Genomic DNA, 21,107 nt, shown 5'->3' on the forward strand with positions numbered 1-21,107 from the left:
CGGCATTCCTAAATGCGTTTGCTATTGCAAAATGTTTATTGGGATGGAAAAGGCTGAATTATTTCTACTGAACCGTTTGCCGCAAGGATGCGGCAGCCGAGCCTCCAGGGAAGGATATACGGCGTGTTCAGTAGAGATATTCCTGCCTTTGGAATCATGCTTAATGGCACCTCTAATAATACACTTTTTCTGTGAACGCTGTTTCCACGCTACTCTGATCTTCATTGTATTAGGTATAAAAAAAGTATATTTCCGAATTGTAAAAATACTATGAACTTTTCTAAAGATATTATTGTTGTCTCAGGAGCAGCCAATGGTATTGGTTTAGCTACGGTAAATCACTTGCTGGATAAAGGTGCACAGGTTATTGCATTAGACAATGACAAAGTCGCACTCGATGTACTTTCTGAAAAAAAATGGCTGAACAAGATAAACCTTTCTACTTATCAGGTTGATGTTGCCAACAGTCATGAAGTTGAGCAGGTTATTCAGCATATTGAAGATTCTATTGGTGCTATTGATAAATTAGTGTGCTCATCAGGCATTTTAAGAATGGGAGCATTAAATACGCTAAGTGACGAAGATTGGTATAAAACATTTGCAGTTAATACAACCGGAGTATTTCATCTTTGCCGTGCCGTAACATTACGGATGCAGCAACGTAAACAAGGTGCGGTTGTGGCTGTGAGTTCTAACGCCGCCTCAGTGCCTAGAGCTAACATGGGGGCTTATGCAGCATCAAAAGCAGCGGTGACCAGTTTAATTAAATGTTTAGGCTTAGAATTAGCCGCTGATAATATCCGTTGTAATATTGTGTCACCAGGGTCTACGGATACTCAAATGCAACGACAATTATGGACAGATGATTCGGGCCCTCAACGGGTGATTGAAGGGGATTTAGCGAACTATCGGCTGGGTATTCCATTACAAAAGATTGCAACTGTGGATGATATTACACAGGCAATTTTATTTTTACTATCTGACCATGCGAGTCATATTACCATGCATGATTTACGTGTTGATGGTGGGGCAACTTTAGGATGTTAAAAAACCAAAATCACCGATGTCCAAAGTCTGGATAACGCCCGACGAACACGCCGTGAACCCTTCCCTGGAGGCCATTTTTTTTTATTAAGATAGTTTGCCGCATCCTTGCGGCAAACAGTTCGACGAACATTAACCAGCCTTTGTCTTGCCAGTGGTGCCCTTCAAAATACCATTAACGGCAACGTTTATAATCCAGTTTATAGGTAATATTAGCGGCACCTTCATCAATATGAATAATTGAGTCTTTGCCTTTAATACTCAATTGAAGCTTAGCTTTTAAATTGGCTGACTGTTCACCACACTGTGTGTAAGGGGTTCTACCTTCAGAAGTCAACACAATGTCTTGGGTGCTGCCATAGTCATAATAATAGGTGCGTTGTGTTTTAGGCATACGACGATGATTTAGTTGTCTACGGATATCGACTTTGGCTGCACCATGACGATTAAATTGTGCTGTTCCTTCAACCCCTAAACTTTTAAACCCTACACGATAACCTGCAGGGATTTTAATAGGAATGTTGATGGTACAATTGCTGATGGCTGGTCTTCGACCAGCAGCTTGTGCAAAAAACTGGTTAAAAATAATATCAATGCTTCCATCATCGTTGGCATCAATTATAGTTCCATTTTTTGAGCAGTAAGTCACTTGGTACCTTGCTGCGCCATCAGGTGAAGGTGGGGGCTCTGCATGGTCGCCCGTATTTTCGCCTTCTATTGATACATCACCAATTTCAGGCGTTATCGCATTAGCAGTGAGCGATAGGGTAGTGAGGGTACACATAAGAAGTGTTTTGTAAAAGGTCATTGAACTGCTTTCCTTTACGACTAAATTTACACACAATGCCTAGTTAACAATTTATTATTATCTTGGATCGTTGATTAAATATTTTCTGAATCAGGTGTACAGTCTTCTAACGTAATCGGTGGTATGAGAACCTCATTAATAGTTGTTGTTTGAGGTGTTGTTAGTGTTAAATTTGGGTCAAGACTGCGTGACTCAAGTACAATGGATAGTTTTAAGTATTGTGGTTGGCCACAGCTACTTTTTTCAGTGGTTAGACCTTTTTTTAGTACCACTTCGCCATTAGCTGTGCCATTAAATTCCCAGATAGAGGCGGGTCCCACTGTACCAGCATATCGATATCTAACACTTATGGTTGTTTTGCTATACTCACTGATATTGATGTTGCCTTTGATGATGGCAGGAGTAATTATCGCCTGTTTATAAGCTGGAATTTCTGCGGTATATTTTATCAGACAGATTGTTCTGTCTTCTTTTTTCTCTGAATTAATCGTGGTGTGCAGCTGAGATAACGCTAACTGTGTTATGCCTGTTGATTCATCATAATTTATTGTTGTTCCAGTTTCACAACCTTTACCAAGCAGTTTAAATTCACTAATCAATCCATGCGTTGCGTCTGAGTTGGCTAATTCATAAGCTTGATTTTGGGCACTAGTGATTAATGCAGCAAGGAAAACACAACTGAAAAGAGTTAAATCCTTATAACGCATTGCCCTATATCCTCCTAGTATCCCTGTGTTCTACACACCGCTATGTAAATAGACGGGGGTAGGTAAGAGTAGTGTATGAGTAGAGTTTTACACTATTGGCCAGCAGTTGCTAGCCAATAGAGGATACCTTTTGCGAGCATGTCTTCAATTTATATTGTCCTGTAAAAAGTTAAAACAGTCGCTATGAGTATCCGATATGTGTTTATATTATCCTTTTACATTAATATTGACATTGAACCATTTGATAACCATAGGTTACCACTGCATTGCTGCCAGCCGCTTCGTCAATAACTACGCGTCCATTTTTAGCTTCTACTGTAACAGAAGTTTTGAAGGTGACATCTTGTCCACAAGGGCTGTAAGTGTAACCTACAAAGTCTTTTTTGATGACAAGGTTTTGGGTGAAAGGTGCAGGATAAAATTCTTGAATGGCGGCATCACCCGTTGTGCCTGCAAGACGGTGACGTAGAGTGATCAAGCCTTTTCCTTGAGACTTAATATCTGCAGTACCTTCCAGACCTACTTTACTGATGGCGATTTGAAAGCCTGAGGGAACGCGAATGGGAAATTTAATGACACATGTTTTACGCATGTGACTTGATGTATAGGATTCTGCTAAGGGTTGTTGATCAAAAATAATATCAAATGATTGATCAGGGTTGGTATCAACAATACCAGAACAGCCGCCAAGAAAGCGGACTTGGCCAGGGTCAATCCCAATACCATCATCGAACGCAAGCGCTGAAGTTGAAAGTGCTAAAGCAGAAATTAAAGCTAGCGTTTTCATTTTGCTACTCCTTGTTTTTATAACCCTATGTTGTATACATAATCCAGTGTATACAGAGGTTGTAAGTTGACTCTGAGTGCATTGTTTATTAATGCACCTATCGAGCTATTTTTTAATAAAAGCTGCGATGAGTGTTATTACAGAGCATGTAGCCTAATTGTTTTGTGATTTGTGTCAAGAAAAATTGCAAAATACATCTAATGATGTATAGATTTATATGTGGCATTTTTAACGCTATGAAGTAACGTAAAGTTAAAAATGAATGGGTGGTGTTTATCTGCGGTAATAAAAGAAAATAGTATAAAAAGCGGAAGAAGCTATTTATATTAGTAAGCAGTCTTACTGTTAGACAATAATGCGGTATTTAAATATGTATTTATACCCTTAATGTTGTTTTTGTAAAAAAGGACAAAGTTTAAAACGGTCTGTTTCATTGATGACCCTGGGTAATAAATAAGCTTGAGCTTTAATTTGTCGATTAATTTTATCTGCAAGTTGTTTACTACCTTGTACCTTTTTACTAATAAGAATATGAAAAAATGATTGAGCAATGGGTTGTGGATGAAATTCAAACAACTGTTGTTTTTTAGAGGGGAGCCTATTAAGTAGAGCTTTTCCATTTTCCTCACTGAATAGTGCGGCCTTAACACGCTTTTTAAGTAATAAATTAAATAATAATTCATCTCTTCGGACTTCATGGAGTTTTAAGTTATAACGTTTAATCGCGTGCTGAAAATCGAGGCTATAGGCGTAACTTTTTGTGACACCAAAAGGACTAAGTGACTGCAAATCAGCCAAATTATGCCATTCCAGAGGTACATCCTTTAAATGCATCAGCACAATATTATCAACGAAGACAGGATTGGTGATTATAAAATCCTGGGCATGCTCTGGGGTGCAAATCCAAGACGGCGTTCCATGATGTCGCCCTGCACGACTGGTGCTAAGCGCGGCTTTCCAATCAGGGTACCAAACAAAATTGACTTCAATGTTTTCAGAGGCGAGTAGTTTAGTGAGTAGTTGAGCGTGAAGCCCATAAGGAGGCTGTTGACTATAATAAGGTGGCCATGCTGCGATAGCTAAGCTGATCGTTTCTCCAAAAAGAGGAAAGCTGCTAAAGAGTATAAGTAATAACCACAAATGCAGGCCTATGCGTATATTCATTGGCGAATCATTAAATCATTATTTCAATCGTGTTACTTAAAATGTTTGTATTTTACTGTTGGTAGTGCATGGCTTTCATTCATTATGACTGTATTGGGTATCTGTTCTCAAATACAGATGATGAATGATGGTTTAGTATTGACCACAATAGAGGCCTATTGGTTAGTGTTACTTTTTTGCTTTAACTACGTAAACAAACATTGTTTGGAATACTAGGTAATTATAAGGCAGTTTGCATGGAATAGCCTGGTGAGGTTACTGTTGACTCATAGTAACCTTTATATGATTTAACATTGATGGAGTAATACCACGATGAAGTGGATGAGTGCTGTTATAGCGTTTGTGATTTCGGGATGTCAGTTATTTTCACCACAGCCTGACTTGGATCCGAAGTATAGAGCCTATTTTCTGCAGGACCATCAGCGACAATGTCAACGCGCTGCAGATAATGCGGGTGATCCCAGGGTTTGTCCCTGTGTCGCCAATCGTATGCTGAATGATCTCCCTGCACAAACCCATGAGTGGCTACAGCAGGCGTTTATCATCCGACAACAACAGCCTTCGATCAGCCATCAAGCAATGCTGGAGCAGCTGGCCAAAACAACAGGGAAGACTACAAATGACTTACAAGCGAGCATAGAGCGGTCTTTAGGGCAGGCATTTGTAGATGCACAGGCTATTTGTGTTAAACGGTCACAAGAGTAGTCTATCTTTTCTTTTTCTAAACAAGGCGACAATGCTGGTGATATAACTGTTAAAGTGTTAACTATTAGGGGATATATCGACATTGGCTTGTATTTATAAATATGTCATGTAAATTGGCGGATGCTTATACTTAACCCGCTATACTTATACTGTTTTGATACAGTTGTTTTACTTTTATCTGGAACACTTTGCAGTATATGCATGTTAATAGTTAAGCGAACTACTACACGTTTTGTAAGTTACAGGTTCGCATTTTGCTATCATTTGGGGTCTATTCGCTAAGCCCAAAAGTTTGATATAAATAACGTGCATTAAATGAATTAGGTAATATCAATGAAGAAAACTGTTTTAGCACTAACGGCTGCTGCTGTGTTTACAACAGGCTGTCAATCACCAAACCCTTATACTGGTGAAGCTGAGTTTAATAAAACTTCCAAGTACGGTGGTATTGGTGCGTTGGCAGGTGCTGCTGTAGGTGCTCTGGCAAACGGTAAACGTGGTGCTTTAGCTGGAGCAGCTATAGGTGCTGCTGCAGGTGCTGGTTGGGGATATTACGCTGACCGTCAAGAAGATGCATTGCGTCAGCATCTTAGAAGTACAGGTGTGAGAGTCGTTCGAAATGGTGATCAGTTATCGTTGATTATGCCTGGCAACATTACATTTGATACTGACTCTTACAATATCCAAGCAGGCTTTTATCGTACCTTAAACTCTGTGGGTATGGTTTTACGTGAATTTGATCAGTCAATTGTTGAAGTGGTTGGTCATACTGATAGTACAGGCGGACGTGCGCATAATATGCAACTTTCTGAAAATCGTGCGCGTAGTGTGTCCAGCTACTTGATTAATCAGGGAGTGCTGGCTAATCGTGTTCGTTACTATGGTGTGGGACCAGACCGACCTATTGCCAGTAATGGAAACCCTCAGGGACGTTCACAAAACCGTCGTGTTGAGATTAACCTACTGCCAATGTCAGGTGTTCAGTACTAGTCGCTTATACTTATCAGCTGTAATACGGGGAGGATGCCAGAGTGTGGTCATTTGACCTGAAGCGGTATTTCCCCATGTTGATAAAACCTGGCAGTTAAACTGCCGGGTATATAAGCGCATAGCTGCAATATTATGCTGAGCGACATCTCCATAAAACTGACAGGTAGGAAAGCGTTTTAATAAGAAGAAAAATAACGCACTGCCTATTCCTTGCCGAAAATAGAGTGGCCATACGACCAGTAAGGGAATATAAATAACCCTTGGTGCTACATGTTCACAAAAAATAGCACCATATAGTTGTTGTTTACGGAATATTCCCCATCCCAAGCTATTGGCTAATAAGCAAGCAGATGCTCTTTGAGAAGAAAATGACTGTGAGCTGGCAAAGCTATTGTCAATCAGTGAGCAGATCGTATTTTTCACTTCTGCCCTGGTGGTATCAATAGGGCGAATTATTAATGGCTCACTCATTCACGTTAATACTTCATTGTTTACCCACAAAAAGAACAGATTACTTGTTGTTTTTTTGTTCTCTCAATTGGGTGCTACTGCTAAGGTTACTTTATAAACACTAGCATATACCCTTTACGAATCAATTTTATACCTCTAGGGCATTATATTCCTGGGGCTCAAAGAGTTTTGTCAAACCTAAATGATGATCTGTTGGGGGGTATATACTTCTGTATATCTTTCAACGAACCGGGGTCTACCTGTGAAGTTGTTGTATAAGGTCATTGTGTTGACTTGTTGTGGTTGGGGACTGCTCTACGCTTTTGCCAATGCTGCATCGTCTCAAGAAAACGTAGTACGTTTGACGAACGGTGAATGGCCGCCATTTTTGTCTGAGCATTATAAAAACTACGGTGCCGCATCTGATATTGTTTCACAGGCTTTTGAGCTTGAAGGCATTAATATTCAGTATGGTTTCTTCATGTGGGATAAAGCCATGAATTTGGCCGCTGCAGGAGAATGGGACGGTTCGTTAGTCTGGACATGGAATGAGGAACGCGAGCGACTCTTCTACTATAGTGATCCCGTTATTACTTTACGCACGGTTTTTTTTCATCGCGTTGATACTGTATTTGACTGGAAAGAATGGTCAGACCTTAAAGGAAAAAGGGTGGGCGCCACTCGTGGCTATTATTATGGTGAAGATTTTAAACAAGCTGAATCAAGTCAACTGATTGAGGTTATTCGTCAGGACACCGATTTAGATAATTTTAAGAAACTGTTAAGAAGGAAAATGGACTTATTTGTAATCGATACGGAAATTGGTTATGAACTGTTAAATACACATTTCCCTCCGGGGATTCGTCAACTAGTGACCAGCCACCCCAAACCACTTCGTGAAACGAGCTTTCATTTATTACTCTCTAAAAAGGTAAAATACAGTCAGCAATGGATGCGATTATTCAATAAGGGGCTTAAGGAGTTAAAAAGTCGAGGAGAGTATGATCGTATTTTAGATGATGTTATTCAAGGAGCTTATCGGCTTCCTCAAAAAAATAACTAGTTAATTTAAGAAGATTAAATCAAGAAAGCTACAAGTATTTAAAATTCCTAAATACTTGGTTATTCCACGCTAAACTTAAAAGGTAGCTAAAATGAGAAGATAGCTAACTTATGTGGAGTCAGTGAGTATGTATTCAGTATTAAAAATTGCATTTTTAAGCTATTTTTTATTATCGTTGAGTTGGTTGGCCTATGGGCAAGATGTTATTAAGCTGACTAATGGTGAGTGGCCTCCTTATATGTCAGAGGACTACAAGCACAAAGGGCTGATTTCTCATATTGTTGTAGAAGCGTTTAAAAATGAAGGGATGACGGTTGAATATGGTTTTTTCCCCTGGAAGCGTGCGATTAAACAGGCCGAGCTTGGTAAAGAGTGGAGCGGTTCTGTCGGATGGAGTATAAATAAAGAACGTGAAGCTTTCTTTATTTATACGGATCCTATTATTGAGTTAAAAGATGTTTTTTTTCACCGTAAAGATCTGCAATTTGACTGGAAAACAATGGATGATTTGAAGAACTATAAAATTGGGGCATCTATTGGCTACTATTATGGTGATGAGTTTGAAGAAGCGGAGAAAAGAAAGAAAATTAATGTGTCTCGTACCTCTAAAGATTTAAATAATTTTAAAAAGTTAGTGGCAGAAAAAATAGATTTATTTCCCTCAACCTTGGAGGTAGGCTATGAGTTAATAGCGGATAAACTTCCTGAGGGCACTAAAAATATACTCACGAATCACCCTCGTCCAATAAGAACAACCAATTATCATTTGATCATCAATAAAAATATCAAAGATGCACAAAAATATGTTGATGCATTTAATCGTGGACTTAAAAAACTTAAAGAGTCAGGGAAATATGATCAGATGTTAAGTGATAGTATTGATGGTAAATATCGCCCGTAACAAGCATGATTTTTAACTCACTGAATATGGGAATAGTAAAGTATTTTTATTTGAGCGTTATTCTAGCTTTAGCCATTGGTACTCAACGTATTTGGGGGCAAGAGGTTATTCGTATTACCAATGGTGAGTGGCCTCCTTTTATGTCGCAAACATATAAATACTATGGTGCGGGCTCTCATATTGTAACGGAAGCATTTGCTCAGGAAAACATTACAGTAAAATATGGGTTTTATCCCTGGAAAAGGGCCATGAAGGAGGCGAGAGAGGGTACCTGGGATGCCACATTACTGTGGGGGAAAAATGAGGAGCGAGAGAAGTATTTTTTATACAGTGACCCCGTTTTAACGTTGAGAACTGTTTTTTTTCATCGTAAAGACATGCCATTTAATTGGCAAAAGTGGAAGGATTTGAGTGGTTATAAACTAGGTGTCACACGGGGTTATTACTATGGAGAAGGGTTAACAAAAGCGATTGAAGAAAATATACTACGAATAGATGTTGCAAACTCGGATGTTATAAATTTTCATAAGCTACTGGCAGGGCGTATACAACTCTTTGTCATTGAGCCTGAGGTTGGTTATGAAATACTTTCTGAAAACTTTCCACATACTAGCCGTGATTTGTTGACCAATCATCCTCGCCCTATAAGAGAAGCAGATTGGTTTTTGCTTATTTCCAAAAAAAGCCCAAAAGCAGCATACTGGTTAGAGAAATTCAATAAAGGCTTAAAAAAGATGGTTGCCAGTGGTAGACATGATCAAATCATGGAAGATGTATTATTAGGAAAATATCGCCCATAAGTCGTTTAATTTGTTATGACCTGGTATTCCCCCCATATATCATCTTGGGGGGATTTCTGTTGGTGTAATATGATGCGGTGTAGATTAGCTATAACCGGTGAGTAACAGGTTTTCTGCCTGCTCTAGTTGTTCGTGATTGCCTGAGATAACCACGATGTCGTTAACCAAAAGCGGCTGGTTTCGCCAATCATCTAATTCCATATCATGTCGCTTCAGGTGGTGAATTTCGATACCACAGCGCGATTCTAAATCAACGAATTCTAACGTCTTGCCAAGGCTGCTTGCATCCGTAGGTAGCTGAATACCATGTAGGAATGTTCGGGGCAGACCTTTTTTGTCAATTATAGATGTACGCTCACCTTGGTATAAGCCATGGAGCATTTGATAGCGTTCCTGACGAACCGCATCTATTTGCTCACGAATTTGTTCTGAAGGGGTGCCCAGCATCACTAAAACGTGTTTTATCATCATTAAGCTGGACTCAAATATTTCAGGAATAACTTCTGTGGCTCCAGCATGACGAAGTGCCTCTAAGCTTGTATCGTCACGTGTCCGCACAATAATAGGGATTTGTTGGTTCTTTAAGCGGATGGCCTGGGTAATTTTTTCGGCATTCTCATTAACATCAACGCAAATGACAACCAAGTTAGCGCGGTCAAGTCCTGCGGCTTCTAATAAATCAGGGCGGCGGCAGTCACCAAAAAAGACTTTTCTTTCAGCCTGACAGGCTTCTTTTACCCGAACGGGGTCATCATCCATCGCCACATAAGGTAAGTTTTGTTTATCTAAAAAGCGGCCAATAGACTGACCTACCCGACCATAGCCGCATATTAGGGTGTGATTGGTGACTGACTCTAATGCGGCCGCAATAGCATTGGGTTCACTTTGGGTCGTTGGTGTTTTTTGGCTGGATAGTTTGTGAATGAACCAATGGCTATAGCGGATAATAAAAGGTGTAGCAGACATAGAAAGAATGGTGACTGATAATACAACAGCACTTTGGGTATTGGTTAATAAATCATGTTGGTTGACAAGGGCGATTAAGGCTAAGCAAAACTCACCACCTTGTGCGAGGTACAGTCCCGTTTTTAATGCTGTTCCTGGAGCATCTGAATGTTTTCGAGCAAGCCAGGTAATAATGCTGGCTTTAAAGACCAGTAACAGTGTGGTTAATAGGAGAATCAGTAACCAATGCTGTAGAAACAGAGACAGATCCAGCATCATACCCACAGATACAAAAAATAGACCTAGCAGTACATCGCGAAAAGGACGGATATCATGCTCTACCTGGTGGCGATAATGACTTTCACCAAGCATCATACCAGCGAGAAAGCCGCCCAGTGCCATAGAAAGGTGCATAGAATGGGTTACCCAAGCCGCTAATAGGGCAATGACCAGTGCGGTTAACACAAAGAGTTCTTCAGAGCGTACTTTGGCGATTTCATGAAACAGGTGAGGTAGAATCCAGCGGCCAATTAATAGCATGGTTACCAGAAGCAAGGTGCTTTTAACGAGTACTGTACCTAATGCTACCCATAAGTTTTGCTCACTGTTGCCTGCTAAAACGGGGATAAGAATAAGAAAAAATACGGCAGCAATATCTTGGAAAATTAATATTCCCATTGTTTGTTGACCAATGGGTAATTTAAGTTCATTTCGACTGGTTAGCTCTTTGGATACAATGGCTGTGGATGAAAGCGCTAAACCTGCACCTAAAATCAATGCGATAGGGAGGGGTAAACCAAGTATAAAAGCAATAATGGCAATGCCTATTCCACAAAGTAAAACCTGGTTGCCGCCAAGCCCAAATACAATTCGCCGTAATGCCCACATATGGGCAAAAGAAAACTCCAAACCAATAGAAAAGAGTAGGAATACGACCCCCATTTCAGCTAATAGTGCGATATTTTCCGATTCGGCAATGGTGTCAGTGGCGGCGGGTCCAAGTAATACACCGACAATAAGGTAACTTAAGGTCGCGGGTAATCGTAATCGGTGAAAAACAGCAATAGCGACAACAGAGCAGATAAAAATAACCAGTAACTGGTTCAAGAGTGAAAAGTCCATAATATTTCCGCTAACCAATTTACCCTAGGCGAATAAAGGAAATCTTCCGAAGAAAAGAAGAAGCTAACACGTTAACACTGGATTTAGGATATAGACTACAAATGTTGAATAAATACTTCCTAAGTTACTCAATCATAATGACTTTATTAGTCTCGGCGTAATCGATCAGAAACGGCAATAGGCGTTTTAAAGTTAAAGACAACCACATAGGAAGAAACCAAGAAGGTTATAATGGTCGTTGCTTGTATGACATGGGAGGCTTCTGTACCTATTTGCTGGGTACTTGCCGCGATGTAGGCGATGAGTATGGAAAACTCACTGACTTGCCCTAAACGAAATCCTACCTCCCATGAGGTGTGTAGTGGTTCTTTGAGCCATTGTAATAGGTAGCGAAAGACCCAGGGTTTTAGTAATAAGGCAACAATACTGAGGATTAATGCAGGTATGATCACATCATCTAAAAGGGTTAGATTGAAACTCGCGCCAACGGAAAAGAAAAACAAAATCAAGAAAAAATCACGTAATGGTTTGAGACTGATGGCGATGTATTGAGCAATAGGGCTGGTCGCAATAGTGATGCCAGCAATGAATGCACCAATTTCTGCAGACAGTCCAACATAACTTGAAAGCTCAGCGAGGCCAAGACACCAACCAATAGCCACTAGAAATAAGTATTCATGAATACGGTCAAACTGTTGCATGACTGGCAGTATAATGAACTTGACCGCCAACCAGGCAACAAGAATTAATACGGGTAATGCGGCCAGCGCAATGGCTAATTGTGCACCACTACTGTCTTGTTGTTGGTGACTGTATAAAAATAGCAACACTATAATGGCGATGACATCCTGCAGTAATAAAATGCTTACCACAAGTTCACCTGTATGGCGGTGATGGAGGACGGTGGTGGGAAGTAATTTGATGCCAATGATGGTGCTGGAGAACATCATTGCAGTACCAATAATAATGGCTTCAAGGGTTGTAAAATCAAAAGCAATGGCAACTAAGTAGCCACTAGCAGCAAAAATAATCGAACTGACTATTCCAATAACAGAACTTTTACTTAACATGCCAACCAGATGACTCGGCTGCATGTCCAGCCCTAATAAAAAGAGCAGAAAGATAATGCCGATATGTGAGATGTCAGATAAAAGGCGGGTATCACCAACCCATTGTAGTCCATAGGGGCCTAATAGCGCACCCAGTACAATATACGCCACGAGTAGTGGTTGTCGAGTATAGAGGGCAACCGTTGCGAACAGTGCAGCACCAGAAAAAATGAGGAAAAAAGAAAATACTAGCGAGCCGTTCTCCATACCTGCCTCTTCGCCTTGTTCATTATCGGCTTTGCACTAAAACCATAACCATAGTGCTCAGCTGCTGTTTTTAAAAGCGTATGGTAGCCATAGCCTGTCGTCTTTTTCTAGCATATAGGAAATTATTTAATAACAAAATGTACATAAAGTTGCTACTACTTAGCAGGCATTTTTAACTGTAGTTGATAATGGAGCCATACTCAGTATGGCTCTTAATCGTGTAGAGAAATGAGTGTGTTAGTGTTTAGTGTAAACGGCGGCGAAATAATGGCTGGGGGTGATCATTGGCACCTTGGTAGCTGACTGAGAAGGCATTAAGTCCCCGTAGCGCTTCTTCTGGATCTTTTTCTGCGTGAAGTTTAAATGCATCAAAACCGCAGCGTTTTAAATAAAACAGCTGATCATGGAGGATATCGCCTACTGCTCTTAACTCTCCTTGATAGCCTAGGCGTTCACGTAATATCCGGGCAATAGAATAGCCACGGCCATCCGTAAATGATGGAAAATTAATCGCAATGACCGCAAGTTGATGAATATAAGGTGAAAGTACCTCTGGCTCATGGTGGCTGTCAAGCCAAACACCGACTGAACCTGAGTGTTGCTCAAATTGTGTAGGATTTGCTAAAAAGTCATCAATGGGAATAATACTGCGTTCAGCAAGTACGTCTCCTGAGGTATAACTTGAGTAAAAGGTATAAGTATCACTGATAACTTCTTGATTTTTAATTATTACTGGCATAAACACGATCCTTAAAAGGCTGGATGCCAATACGACGATAGGTGTCAATAAACAATTCTTCTGATGTACGATGTGCAAGATAAACATCGATAATGGAAGTAATCACATCAGGCATGACATCGCGGGCAAAGGAGGGACCTAAAATTTTACCTAAGCTGGCATCATTGTAAGCTGATCCACCCAATTGAACTTGGTAAAATTCCTCGCCTTTTTTATCAACCCCTAAAATACCAATATGACCTACATGGTGATGACCACAGGCATTCATACAACCCGAAATATTAAGGTCTAAATCACCAATGTCATGTAAATAATCCAGATCATCAAAGCGACGCTGAATCGCCTCGGCAATGGGCAGTGATTTGGCATTGGCTAACGCACAAAAGTCGCCACCAGGACAGCAGATCACATCAGTAAGTAGGCCAATGTTCGGTGTTGCAAAACCAAATCGTAAGGCTTCCTGCCACAGTGTGTATAAATGATCTTGTTGGACATCCGCCAGCACTAGATTTTGCTGGTGGCTGACACGGATTTCACCAAAGCTATATTGTTCGGCTAAGTCTGCAGCGGCTTCAAGTTGCTGGTCAGAGGCATCACCTGGAGCCTGGGCTGTTGCTTTGAGTGATAAAGTAACGATGGCATAGCCAGACACTTTATGGGCAGTCACATTACGTTCATACCAATGGCGAAAGTTCGGATCTTGCTGCAGGTACTGTTGAAGCTGTGTACTTTCTACGGGTAAGTCTGCGTAGTCAGGGGTACTGAAATGCTGGCTAATCCGCTTTACTTCAGCTTCAGTCAAGGTTTGAGGTCCATCTTTCAGATGTTGCCACTCTGCATCGACTTTTGCACGAAAAGCATCAGCACCAAGTGCTTTAACCAGAATCTTTATCCGCGCCTTATACTTGTTATCGCGGCGACCATAGCGATTATAAACCCGTAAAATGGCTTCTAAATAAGTCAGCAAGTGTCGCTCAGGTAGAAAATCACAAATTTCAGTGCCGATCATCGGGGTTCGACCTAAGCCTCCGCCCACCAGTACCCGAAACCCCAGTTCGCCTTGATCATTTTGCTGAACATGCAAACCAATATCATGGACTTGAACGGCTGCACGATCCTGTTTAGCGCCATTGATAGCAATTTTGAACTTACGCGGCAGATAAGCAAACTCTGGGTGAAAGGTTGACCATTGACGAATGATTTCACAATAAGGACGAGGGTCAACCAGTTCATCAGCCGCCACACCAGCAAACTGATCGGTGGTTGTGTTGCGAATACAGTTACCACTGGTTTGGATGGCATGCATTTCAACCGTTGCCAACTCGGCTAAAATATCGGGGACTTTCTCTAGCTTTGGCCAGTTATACTGCACGTTTTGTCGTGTGCTGAAGTGGACATAGCCTTTGTCATATTGACGAGAAATTTCAGCCAGTTTACGTATCTGCCGAGCTGACACCATACCATAGGGAATGGCAACACGTAGCATGGGTGCAAAGCGCTGGATATACAGACCATTTTGCAGGCGTAAAGGTAAAAACTCAGCATCAGTCAGTTTTCCTTCTAGATAACGCTGGGTTTGATCACGGAATTGAGCGACTCGCTCAGCGACGATGGTTTTATCGTATGCGTCGTATTTATACATAATGCTCGCTTTTCAGCCTGTACAATCTGGTGAATGGGTATAACAAGCCAAGGCGTTCTTGCCTAAAGCGTTATTAGTACCAAACGAGTTACAAGGCGGCAGTCAAAATAATATGAGTAACTTAGCAGAACCGATATATTCTATAAATGAATATTTTTCTATATATCTAGAATTAATTGGTATAGATAGTGATGTATAGCAAAAAAGTTAAGTGAGGGGGCTACTTGGTTAGCGTGGATATGGAACAGTTTCTGACAATACAGTGAAGCTAAATCAATCAATATTCAGGTAGTGTACATGTGGCGTATATCTAAGATACACTGTTGTTGGTTTTAAGGAAGAAGCATACCCAAGGTTGAGGGTATAAAAATAATGAAAAAAATAAGTCAAGGAGAAGAGTCGATGAAAGAGGAAACTTCGCAGCACACTGATAGCCGTATTGATGCGATTGCCGTCATTGCGTTGATTATCATTGCTGTTACAGCCATGGTTTATTGGGTGAGCGGACAATAACATTTTTCCATTATTTTCAAGTATTTGTTAAGCATCAATGATAATTTGGTGAAGTGATAAGCCGTTGTCTACGTTATGTCAAAACAGCTGCCGATGAGAGGCGATAGTCGTTTTCTTAATGACAGCTGTTAAGTCATAGTTTTATTTTTCTGAATGAATATTTTTGGTTCTATTTTTATATGTTGCCTACAGCGCATTCAGTGCAATCTGAACCAACCCTACCATAATGAGAATAAATAGTGTGGTAAATAATATACCTACCAGCACATAATGAATGGGTTTACCTTTACTAAAATCTTTTAGCCTTTTTTTCTGGCTTTGTACACCAAATGCTGCGGCAAACACACTTTGTAATACTTCAAGAAAGCTAATGGGCTTATCCTGATTTATGTTGTTTTTTGCAGATTGCTTTTCTGGTTTTTGGTTTGAGTTTGATGGAGGAGAATTTTCTGTAGCCTTCATTGTATGACGTTCCGTGTGCATCAATTTACTATCCATTGTTTTTTTGAAGAGCGTTAATCATTTACTTTTTTTATCCAAATAGTATATGAGGCGTCAACCTATAATTTATCCCTTGATGATCTCAACAATTTCATCTGTCGTTTTTAGCCGCTTAATACGTTCAAATAGGCACTGTGCTTCTGGATGTTGAAGACGTAAATAACCCAACCACTGTTTTATACGATGAGGATAGTAGCGGCTTTTTTCATGCTGCAGATCATACGTTGTATATTGCCATAAAAGATCTTTGATTTGGGACCAGTTAATAGGCGATTGTTGCTTTTTTATCACGGCTGGCAGGTTGGGGAGTGCTAAGGCTCCGCGGCCTATCATTAAGTCATGACAGTGGGAGAGTATTTGACACTGTCTAGCATCTTCATCGGTCCATATTTCGCCATTGGCGATTAAAGGGATTTGGATAACAGATTTAATTTTTGCTAGCCAATGCCAGTGTGCAGGAGGACGGTAACCTTCTGTTTTGGTTCGTGCATGGACAATGATTTCGGTTGCGCCTGCAGAAGCCACTGCACAGGCATTTTCTAAGGCCAGTGTTTTATCTTCGTAGCCCAGTCTCATTTTAACACTAACTGGGAACCCGTTTGGAACAGCACTACGTACCGCAGCAACAATGCGGTAAAGCCCTTCGGGTTCAGTCAGCAAGATAGCTCCTCCACGGCTGTTGTTTACCGTTCGGGCTGGGCAACCGAAATTTAAATCGATACCAGGAGAGCCAAGTTCGACAGCACGTTGTGCATTGGTTGCCAACCACTCGGGGTGTTGCCCAAGTAATTGAACCCTAACCGGTACACCAGCATGGGTTCTTCCATGTTGATGCAGTTCGGGGCATAAACGATAGAACACACGTGCAGGGAGGAGTTGGTCAACCACTCGCACAAACTCAGTAATACACAAATCAATTCCACCCAGTGAAGTCAACAAGTCACGCATCAAATAGTCGACAACACCTTCCATTGGGGCGAGAAATACACGCATAAACAAGCCCATAAAAAAAGGGGGATCTTAACCTATTAGGTAAAGCAAGCAATGGCAGAACAAAATTTTTTTTGTTATGAAAGCTTTGCTCATCAAGGCAGGTCCTTAGTTCTGAGTTTTATTGATATCAGTCAATAATACATAGTTGCTCAGTTACACCGTATTTTGTGTAGCTACTCAATAGGGGTCTTATGATGAAGAAAACAGCTGTATTGTCTTTAGCCGTGGGTACATTGGTTGCGATGTCGGGTGCTTCAACGACTGCTTTAGCGGCAAAACCAGAGATGGAAAAGTGTTATGGTGTAGTCAAAGCGGGCAAGAATGATTGTGGTGCTAATGGACACTCTTGTGCAGGTTCAGCGACTAAAGATAGTGATCCTAACGAGTGGTTACTGGTACCAAAAGGGACCTGTAATAAAATCGTTGGGGGAAGTACTGAACCTAAAGACAAATAATGGATAGGGCACCTAAGCAAGACCATTGCAGGAAACTTCCTGCAATGGCGGGCATTGGCTTAAGACAACCTCATTATGAAGACTTTCTTCGTCAACCTCCGGATATTGGTTGGATAGAAGTACATCCTGAAAATTATTTTGATATTGATAGCCCACCAGCGCATTGGTTACAAAAAGTACGTCAGCAGTATCCTTTAAGTTTGCATGGAGTAGGGTTGTCGTTAGGATCAACTGATCCACTGTCTGAGGCTCATCTAGCTAAGCTGGCGCAATTAATAACTATTTACGAGCCTGCACTGGTTTCAGAGCATTTATGCTGGACTTCACAACAGGGGGTGTATTTTCAAGACTTACTGCCTTTGCCGCAAAATCACGAGGTAATTGCTCATCTTGTTCAGCGAATTGGTCAAGTACAGGATTATCTTAAACAACCCATTGCGATAGAAAATGTATCCAGTTACCTGCAACCGACAGGTAATGAAATGACTGAATGGGAGTTTTTGCTTTCTACGGTGAAACAAGCGGGTTGTTTAATCTTATTAGATATTAATAATGTTTATGTGAATGCCAAAAATCATGGTTTTTCTGCCAAGACTTATATTGATGCCATTCCAGCAGAATGGGTTGCGGAAATTCATTTAGCCGGGCATACCGCGGTAACTTTGGAATCAGAAACGGTCTTAGTGGATACCCATGGTGATATTGTGAGTGATGAGGTTTGGCAGCTTTATCATTATGCCATCAAAAAATGGGGGCCTATACCCACATTAATTGAGTGGGATACGGATTTGCCCTCTTTAAGCTGTTTGCTGGCTGAAGCCAAAAAAGCACAACAGATCTTGGATAAAAGCCTATGACTGCGCTTCATGATTGGCAATGTCAATTTGCTAAATGGCTGTTGACCGGTGATACGCAGTTACTCAATTCGCAGGTAATTACAGATAGGACTGAGAGGTTAGGACTTTATCGTAATAATGTCCTGACTAATATTACGCAATCATTACACAGTATATTTCCTGTGCTGGAAAGGCTTATTGGCTCATCGTGTTTTACATCTTTATGTCATCGCTTTATTCAACAAAAACCGCCCCAAGAACCAGCTCTTAACCATTATGGTGAACAGCTTGCTGACTTTATATCTCTTCAAGCTGCGTTTAATGAGTATCCCTATTTGCCTGATGTTGCACATCTTGAATGGGCAGCACACATTGCCTTTTTACTCGCAAAAGTTAAACCGGTTAATACTGACTTATTAGCTTCATTTGAAAAAAAGGACTTATTGGATATTCATTTGTCTTTAGCGCCTAGTGTACAGCTGGTGATGTCTAAGTTTCCTATTTTGGCCATCTGGCAGGCGAATCAGCCTGCTGTTGTTGATCCACCTACAGTGCTCTTGATGGAACAGGAGGAGTATTTAATTGTTTTTAGAGAAAATGAGCAGTTTGTTATTGAACCTGTAACATCCAGTGAGTGGTATTTTTTACAAAAAATTAGCCATACAGCCTCATTAAATCAAGCTTATGAATATGCCCTTCTAAGTAGTATTGATTTTGATTTGGCTGGAAGCCTACAAAGGTATGTGAGATCTGGAATTATTTCTGAAGTATTGCCTGTAGTGGCATAAGAAAAGGGGAGTGTAAGAAATGTCAAATAAGTGGGTATGTGCTTATTGTTGGTTATGCCAAAAAAGTAATACATATGTGGTACCTGTCATAGACTTGAGTATGCGCCTGTTTGTTGGTTGGGTTTTTTGGAAGTCTGGCATAACCAAATTTGAAGGCATTGACCAAGCTATTTTCTTGTTTGAGTACGAATATAATGTGCCTCTGCTGTCTCCTGATATTGCTGCCTATTTAGCTATGTCTGCAGAATTAGCACTACCGATATTACTATGGCTTGGACTAGGTACTCGCTTTGCGGCAATAGGGTTAACCATGATGACACTTATTATAGAGATATTTGTCTACCCTAATACCACAGAACATTACTTTTGGTTGCTAATACTCTCAAGTTTGTGGAGTCGAGGGGGTGGTGTTTTATCGTTGGATTATTTACTTACTCGACGTTTTGGGCAGAATCAGAATGTGTTTACCTATAAAAAGGCGTAAAGAGACGCCTTTTTTACATAAACTCAATCTAGACCATCCTAACATTTTTAATATTTAGATATATGAACAATATTTGTTATGGAGTAGGTTTATTAATGAATAGGAGCATTAAGGTTCATGCCAGTGAATGTGTTATATCCATTCTAAGCCATGATATTGAGTTTGTTTCGCAAGTTCTTCACGCTCAGTTAATATATACCCTGCAGTCGTATTCACATTACTGTGACCAGCAAACACTCTAACTTTTTCCAAATCCAACTTATGCTGGTTCAGTAAGTGGGTTAGCGCTGTATGTCGTAAAGCATGAAATCCCTTGCTAATAATCGACTGTGCCATATGAGAGTCAACATTGGCTTGTTGTTCAATTAGGCTAATGATTAATGATTTATAAAAGGTCCTTAACTGGCGTGTGCTGATATTGTTTCCATAGAGGAGTGGTGACTGCTGTTTAATAGGTTTAACTGATGGTGCAAAAGGGAATGTATCAAATGCGGTTAATTGCTCTGGTGCGCCATGTATCCGTCGAAATCGATAGATACTTTCCATCACCATCTCATTAAGAGGGATGTTTCGCCGAGATGATCCTTTGCCCAACACTTCCCATGTATAACCAAAGTCAGTTTTGTAAATAGAGTCATGAGTGTGAGTGCATAACTCATGCTCCCTTGCGGCAGTACCGTAGGCAATACTGATAAAATAGCGAGCACGCTCATAATACAGCTGTTGTCGTTGAGTGGCTTTAGGCAGCTGCTGCACTGCATGGCAAATAAAAGACCATTCATCTAAGCTGTAGGCACCTTGTGTACCATGCCCTCGGGCATACTTATCGCCAAGCTTTTGCATCCCTGAAGCAGGATTTCGATCTAAATAACCTTGCTGATGTAAAAAACTTAATAGTGACGCAACAACACGCATAATATTGTCAAAGCCACTGCCATTTTTGACTGAAAATGGAAAAAGTTCTGCAATAGTGTATGCCGTTTGGCTCGTGCAGTATTGCCAACGTAAAGGTGGGTCTTGTAAGAAATGGTGATACTGTTGCAAATCTTTTAAAGTAAGTTGCTTGAGCGTAAGACCTTGTTGCCAATTGAGCCAAGCTAAGAAACGCTGGCACTCCCGCTGGTAACGGCGCAGAGTGTGTTCTGAGCGACCAGCCCGTGCTTGAAGAAAAATTGTAATGGCTTCTACATCATTATTAGCGCCAATTCCATTATTTAACGATGGTTTAGTGGGTAAAGGGGATAGGGTAGAGCTTTCTGCTAAAGCAGTGATGCTAAGTTCAAGTGGCTTCATTCGTTTCGTGCGTTAACTCATTTAATCCTCAAAGTGCTCTATATTAGGGAGATGTGAGCCG

The 21,107-nt window shown here is 40.7% G+C and carries 23 protein-coding genes; 11 read left to right on the forward strand and 12 right to left on the reverse strand.

Annotated features, from left to right (window positions below; translation table 11 throughout):
- Window positions 1-270 precede the first annotated feature (270 nt).
- On the forward strand, window positions 271-1,047 hold the full coding sequence (locus tag ACQ96U_RS05445; protein WP_431720232.1) for a 2,3-dihydro-2,3-dihydroxybenzoate dehydrogenase: 777 nt from the start codon (window positions 271-273) through the stop codon (window positions 1,045-1,047).
- Window positions 1,048-1,219: 172 nt separating this feature from the next.
- Here the strand turns inward: ACQ96U_RS05445 and ACQ96U_RS05450 are convergent, their stop codons facing one another.
- The 4 genes from ACQ96U_RS05450 to ACQ96U_RS05465 all read right to left on the reverse strand — a co-directional run bounded on the left by ACQ96U_RS05450 (window position 1,220) and on the right by ACQ96U_RS05465 (window position 4,510).
- Window positions 1,220-1,852: a DUF4360 domain-containing protein gene (locus tag ACQ96U_RS05450; protein WP_431720233.1), complete on the reverse strand. Its 633-nt coding sequence runs from the start codon at window positions 1,850-1,852 to the stop codon at window positions 1,220-1,222.
- A 74-nt stretch (window positions 1,853-1,926) separates the two neighbouring features.
- On the reverse strand, window positions 1,927-2,559 hold the full coding sequence (locus ACQ96U_RS05455; RefSeq protein ID WP_215819292.1) for a DUF4360 domain-containing protein: 633 nt from the start codon (window positions 2,557-2,559) through the stop codon (window positions 1,927-1,929).
- Window positions 2,560-2,779: 220 nt separating this feature from the next.
- Window positions 2,780-3,346, reverse strand: a complete 567-nt coding sequence (locus ACQ96U_RS05460) for a DUF4360 domain-containing protein (RefSeq protein WP_431720234.1) — start codon at window positions 3,344-3,346, stop codon at window positions 2,780-2,782.
- A 384-nt stretch (window positions 3,347-3,730) separates the two neighbouring features.
- Entirely contained in the window at window positions 3,731-4,510 is a 780-nt protein-coding gene (locus ACQ96U_RS05465) for a substrate-binding periplasmic protein (protein WP_431720235.1), read from the reverse strand.
- A 312-nt stretch (window positions 4,511-4,822) separates the two neighbouring features.
- On the opposite strand from ACQ96U_RS05465, the gene ACQ96U_RS05470 reads away from it, so the two are divergent.
- On the forward strand, window positions 4,823-5,215 hold the full coding sequence (locus ACQ96U_RS05470) for a hypothetical protein (protein WP_431720236.1): 393 nt from the start codon (window positions 4,823-4,825) through the stop codon (window positions 5,213-5,215).
- Between the two features lie 333 nt (window positions 5,216-5,548).
- Window positions 5,549-6,205, forward strand: coding sequence for an OmpA family protein (locus ACQ96U_RS05475; protein ID WP_431720237.1), 657 nt, complete (start codon window positions 5,549-5,551; stop codon window positions 6,203-6,205).
- On the opposite strand, the gene ACQ96U_RS05480 is transcribed toward ACQ96U_RS05475, so the two are convergent.
- A complete protein-coding gene (locus ACQ96U_RS05480; RefSeq protein WP_431720238.1) occupies window positions 6,188-6,676 on the reverse strand; it encodes a GNAT family N-acetyltransferase in 489 nt (162 codons plus the stop codon). The two genes, ACQ96U_RS05475 and ACQ96U_RS05480, sit on opposite strands and share 18 nt — an antisense overlap.
- A gap of 241 nt (window positions 6,677-6,917) precedes the next feature.
- Between ACQ96U_RS05480 and ACQ96U_RS05485 the strand changes: the two genes are divergently transcribed.
- The 3 genes from ACQ96U_RS05485 (at window position 6,918) to ACQ96U_RS05495 (ending at window position 9,419) form a co-directional block, all read left to right on the forward strand.
- The gene (locus ACQ96U_RS05485; protein ID WP_431720239.1) at window positions 6,918-7,718 is read left to right on the forward strand and encodes a substrate-binding periplasmic protein; all 801 of its coding nucleotides are present in this window, start codon (window positions 6,918-6,920) and stop codon (window positions 7,716-7,718) included.
- Window positions 7,719-7,845: 127 nt separating this feature from the next.
- Entirely contained in the window at window positions 7,846-8,619 is a 774-nt protein-coding gene (locus tag ACQ96U_RS05490; protein ID WP_431720240.1) for a substrate-binding periplasmic protein, read from the forward strand.
- Between the two features lie 50 nt (window positions 8,620-8,669).
- The gene (locus tag ACQ96U_RS05495) at window positions 8,670-9,419 is read left to right on the forward strand and encodes a substrate-binding periplasmic protein (protein WP_431720241.1); all 750 of its coding nucleotides are present in this window, start codon (window positions 8,670-8,672) and stop codon (window positions 9,417-9,419) included.
- A gap of 84 nt (window positions 9,420-9,503) precedes the next feature.
- Here ACQ96U_RS05495 and ACQ96U_RS05500 read toward each other — a convergent pair whose 3' ends face one another.
- From ACQ96U_RS05500 to ACQ96U_RS05515, 4 genes are all read right to left on the reverse strand, one after another.
- Entirely contained in the window at window positions 9,504-11,486 is a 1,983-nt protein-coding gene (locus ACQ96U_RS05500; protein ID WP_431720242.1) for a cation:proton antiporter, read from the reverse strand.
- Window positions 11,487-11,632: 146 nt separating this feature from the next.
- Window positions 11,633-12,802 (reverse strand): cation:proton antiporter, encoded by a 1,170-nt coding sequence (locus ACQ96U_RS05505; protein ID WP_431720243.1) that lies wholly within the window; start codon window positions 12,800-12,802, stop codon window positions 11,633-11,635.
- A 244-nt stretch (window positions 12,803-13,046) separates the two neighbouring features.
- Complete coding sequence (locus ACQ96U_RS05510) at window positions 13,047-13,541, reverse strand: DUF934 domain-containing protein (protein WP_431720244.1); 495 nt, start codon at window positions 13,539-13,541, stop codon at window positions 13,047-13,049.
- A complete protein-coding gene (locus ACQ96U_RS05515) occupies window positions 13,525-15,183 on the reverse strand; it encodes a nitrite/sulfite reductase (protein WP_431720245.1) in 1,659 nt (552 codons plus the stop codon). The genes ACQ96U_RS05510 and ACQ96U_RS05515 overlap by 17 nt, the downstream gene beginning before the upstream one ends.
- A gap of 372 nt (window positions 15,184-15,555) precedes the next feature.
- Here ACQ96U_RS05515 and ACQ96U_RS05520 point away from each other — a divergent pair, with 372 nt between their 5' ends.
- A complete protein-coding gene (locus tag ACQ96U_RS05520; protein WP_431720246.1) occupies window positions 15,556-15,696 on the forward strand; it encodes a hypothetical protein in 141 nt (46 codons plus the stop codon).
- A gap of 186 nt (window positions 15,697-15,882) precedes the next feature.
- On the opposite strand, the gene ACQ96U_RS05525 is transcribed toward ACQ96U_RS05520, so the two are convergent.
- Complete coding sequence (locus ACQ96U_RS05525; RefSeq protein WP_431720247.1) at window positions 15,883-16,179, reverse strand: DUF2970 domain-containing protein; 297 nt, start codon at window positions 16,177-16,179, stop codon at window positions 15,883-15,885.
- Window positions 16,180-16,263: 84 nt separating this feature from the next.
- Window positions 16,264-17,190: a tRNA-dihydrouridine synthase gene (locus tag ACQ96U_RS05530; RefSeq protein ID WP_431720248.1), complete on the reverse strand. Its 927-nt coding sequence runs from the start codon at window positions 17,188-17,190 to the stop codon at window positions 16,264-16,266.
- Between the two features lie 191 nt (window positions 17,191-17,381).
- Here ACQ96U_RS05530 and ACQ96U_RS05535 point away from each other — a divergent pair, with 191 nt between their 5' ends.
- From ACQ96U_RS05535 to ACQ96U_RS05550, 4 genes are read left to right on the forward strand one after another with little or no spacing between them, the layout of a single operon-like run.
- Complete coding sequence (locus ACQ96U_RS05535) at window positions 17,382-17,645, forward strand: BufA1 family periplasmic bufferin-type metallophore (RefSeq protein WP_431720249.1); 264 nt, start codon at window positions 17,382-17,384, stop codon at window positions 17,643-17,645.
- Window positions 17,645-18,502 carry an MNIO family bufferin maturase gene (bufB, locus tag ACQ96U_RS05540; protein ID WP_431720250.1) on the forward strand — a complete coding sequence of 286 codons (858 nt, stop codon included), beginning with the start codon at window positions 17,645-17,647 and terminating at the stop codon, window positions 18,500-18,502. The genes ACQ96U_RS05535 and bufB overlap by 1 nt, the downstream gene beginning before the upstream one ends.
- Entirely contained in the window at window positions 18,499-19,269 is a 771-nt protein-coding gene (locus ACQ96U_RS05545) for an HvfC/BufC family peptide modification chaperone (protein ID WP_431720251.1), read from the forward strand. The genes bufB and ACQ96U_RS05545 overlap by 4 nt, the downstream gene beginning before the upstream one ends.
- Before the next feature lie 19 nt (window positions 19,270-19,288).
- The gene (locus ACQ96U_RS05550) at window positions 19,289-19,753 is read left to right on the forward strand and encodes a DoxX family protein (RefSeq protein ID WP_431720252.1); all 465 of its coding nucleotides are present in this window, start codon (window positions 19,289-19,291) and stop codon (window positions 19,751-19,753) included.
- Between the two features lie 132 nt (window positions 19,754-19,885).
- Here the strand turns inward: ACQ96U_RS05550 and ACQ96U_RS05555 are convergent, their stop codons facing one another.
- Window positions 19,886-21,046, reverse strand: coding sequence for a tyrosine-type recombinase/integrase (locus ACQ96U_RS05555; RefSeq protein WP_431720253.1), 1,161 nt, complete (start codon window positions 21,044-21,046; stop codon window positions 19,886-19,888).
- Window positions 21,047-21,107: the final 61 nt, after the last annotated feature.

Source organism: Zooshikella sp. RANM57 (assembly GCF_050749885.1).
Classification (GTDB): domain Bacteria; phylum Pseudomonadota; class Gammaproteobacteria; order Pseudomonadales; family Zooshikellaceae; genus Zooshikella.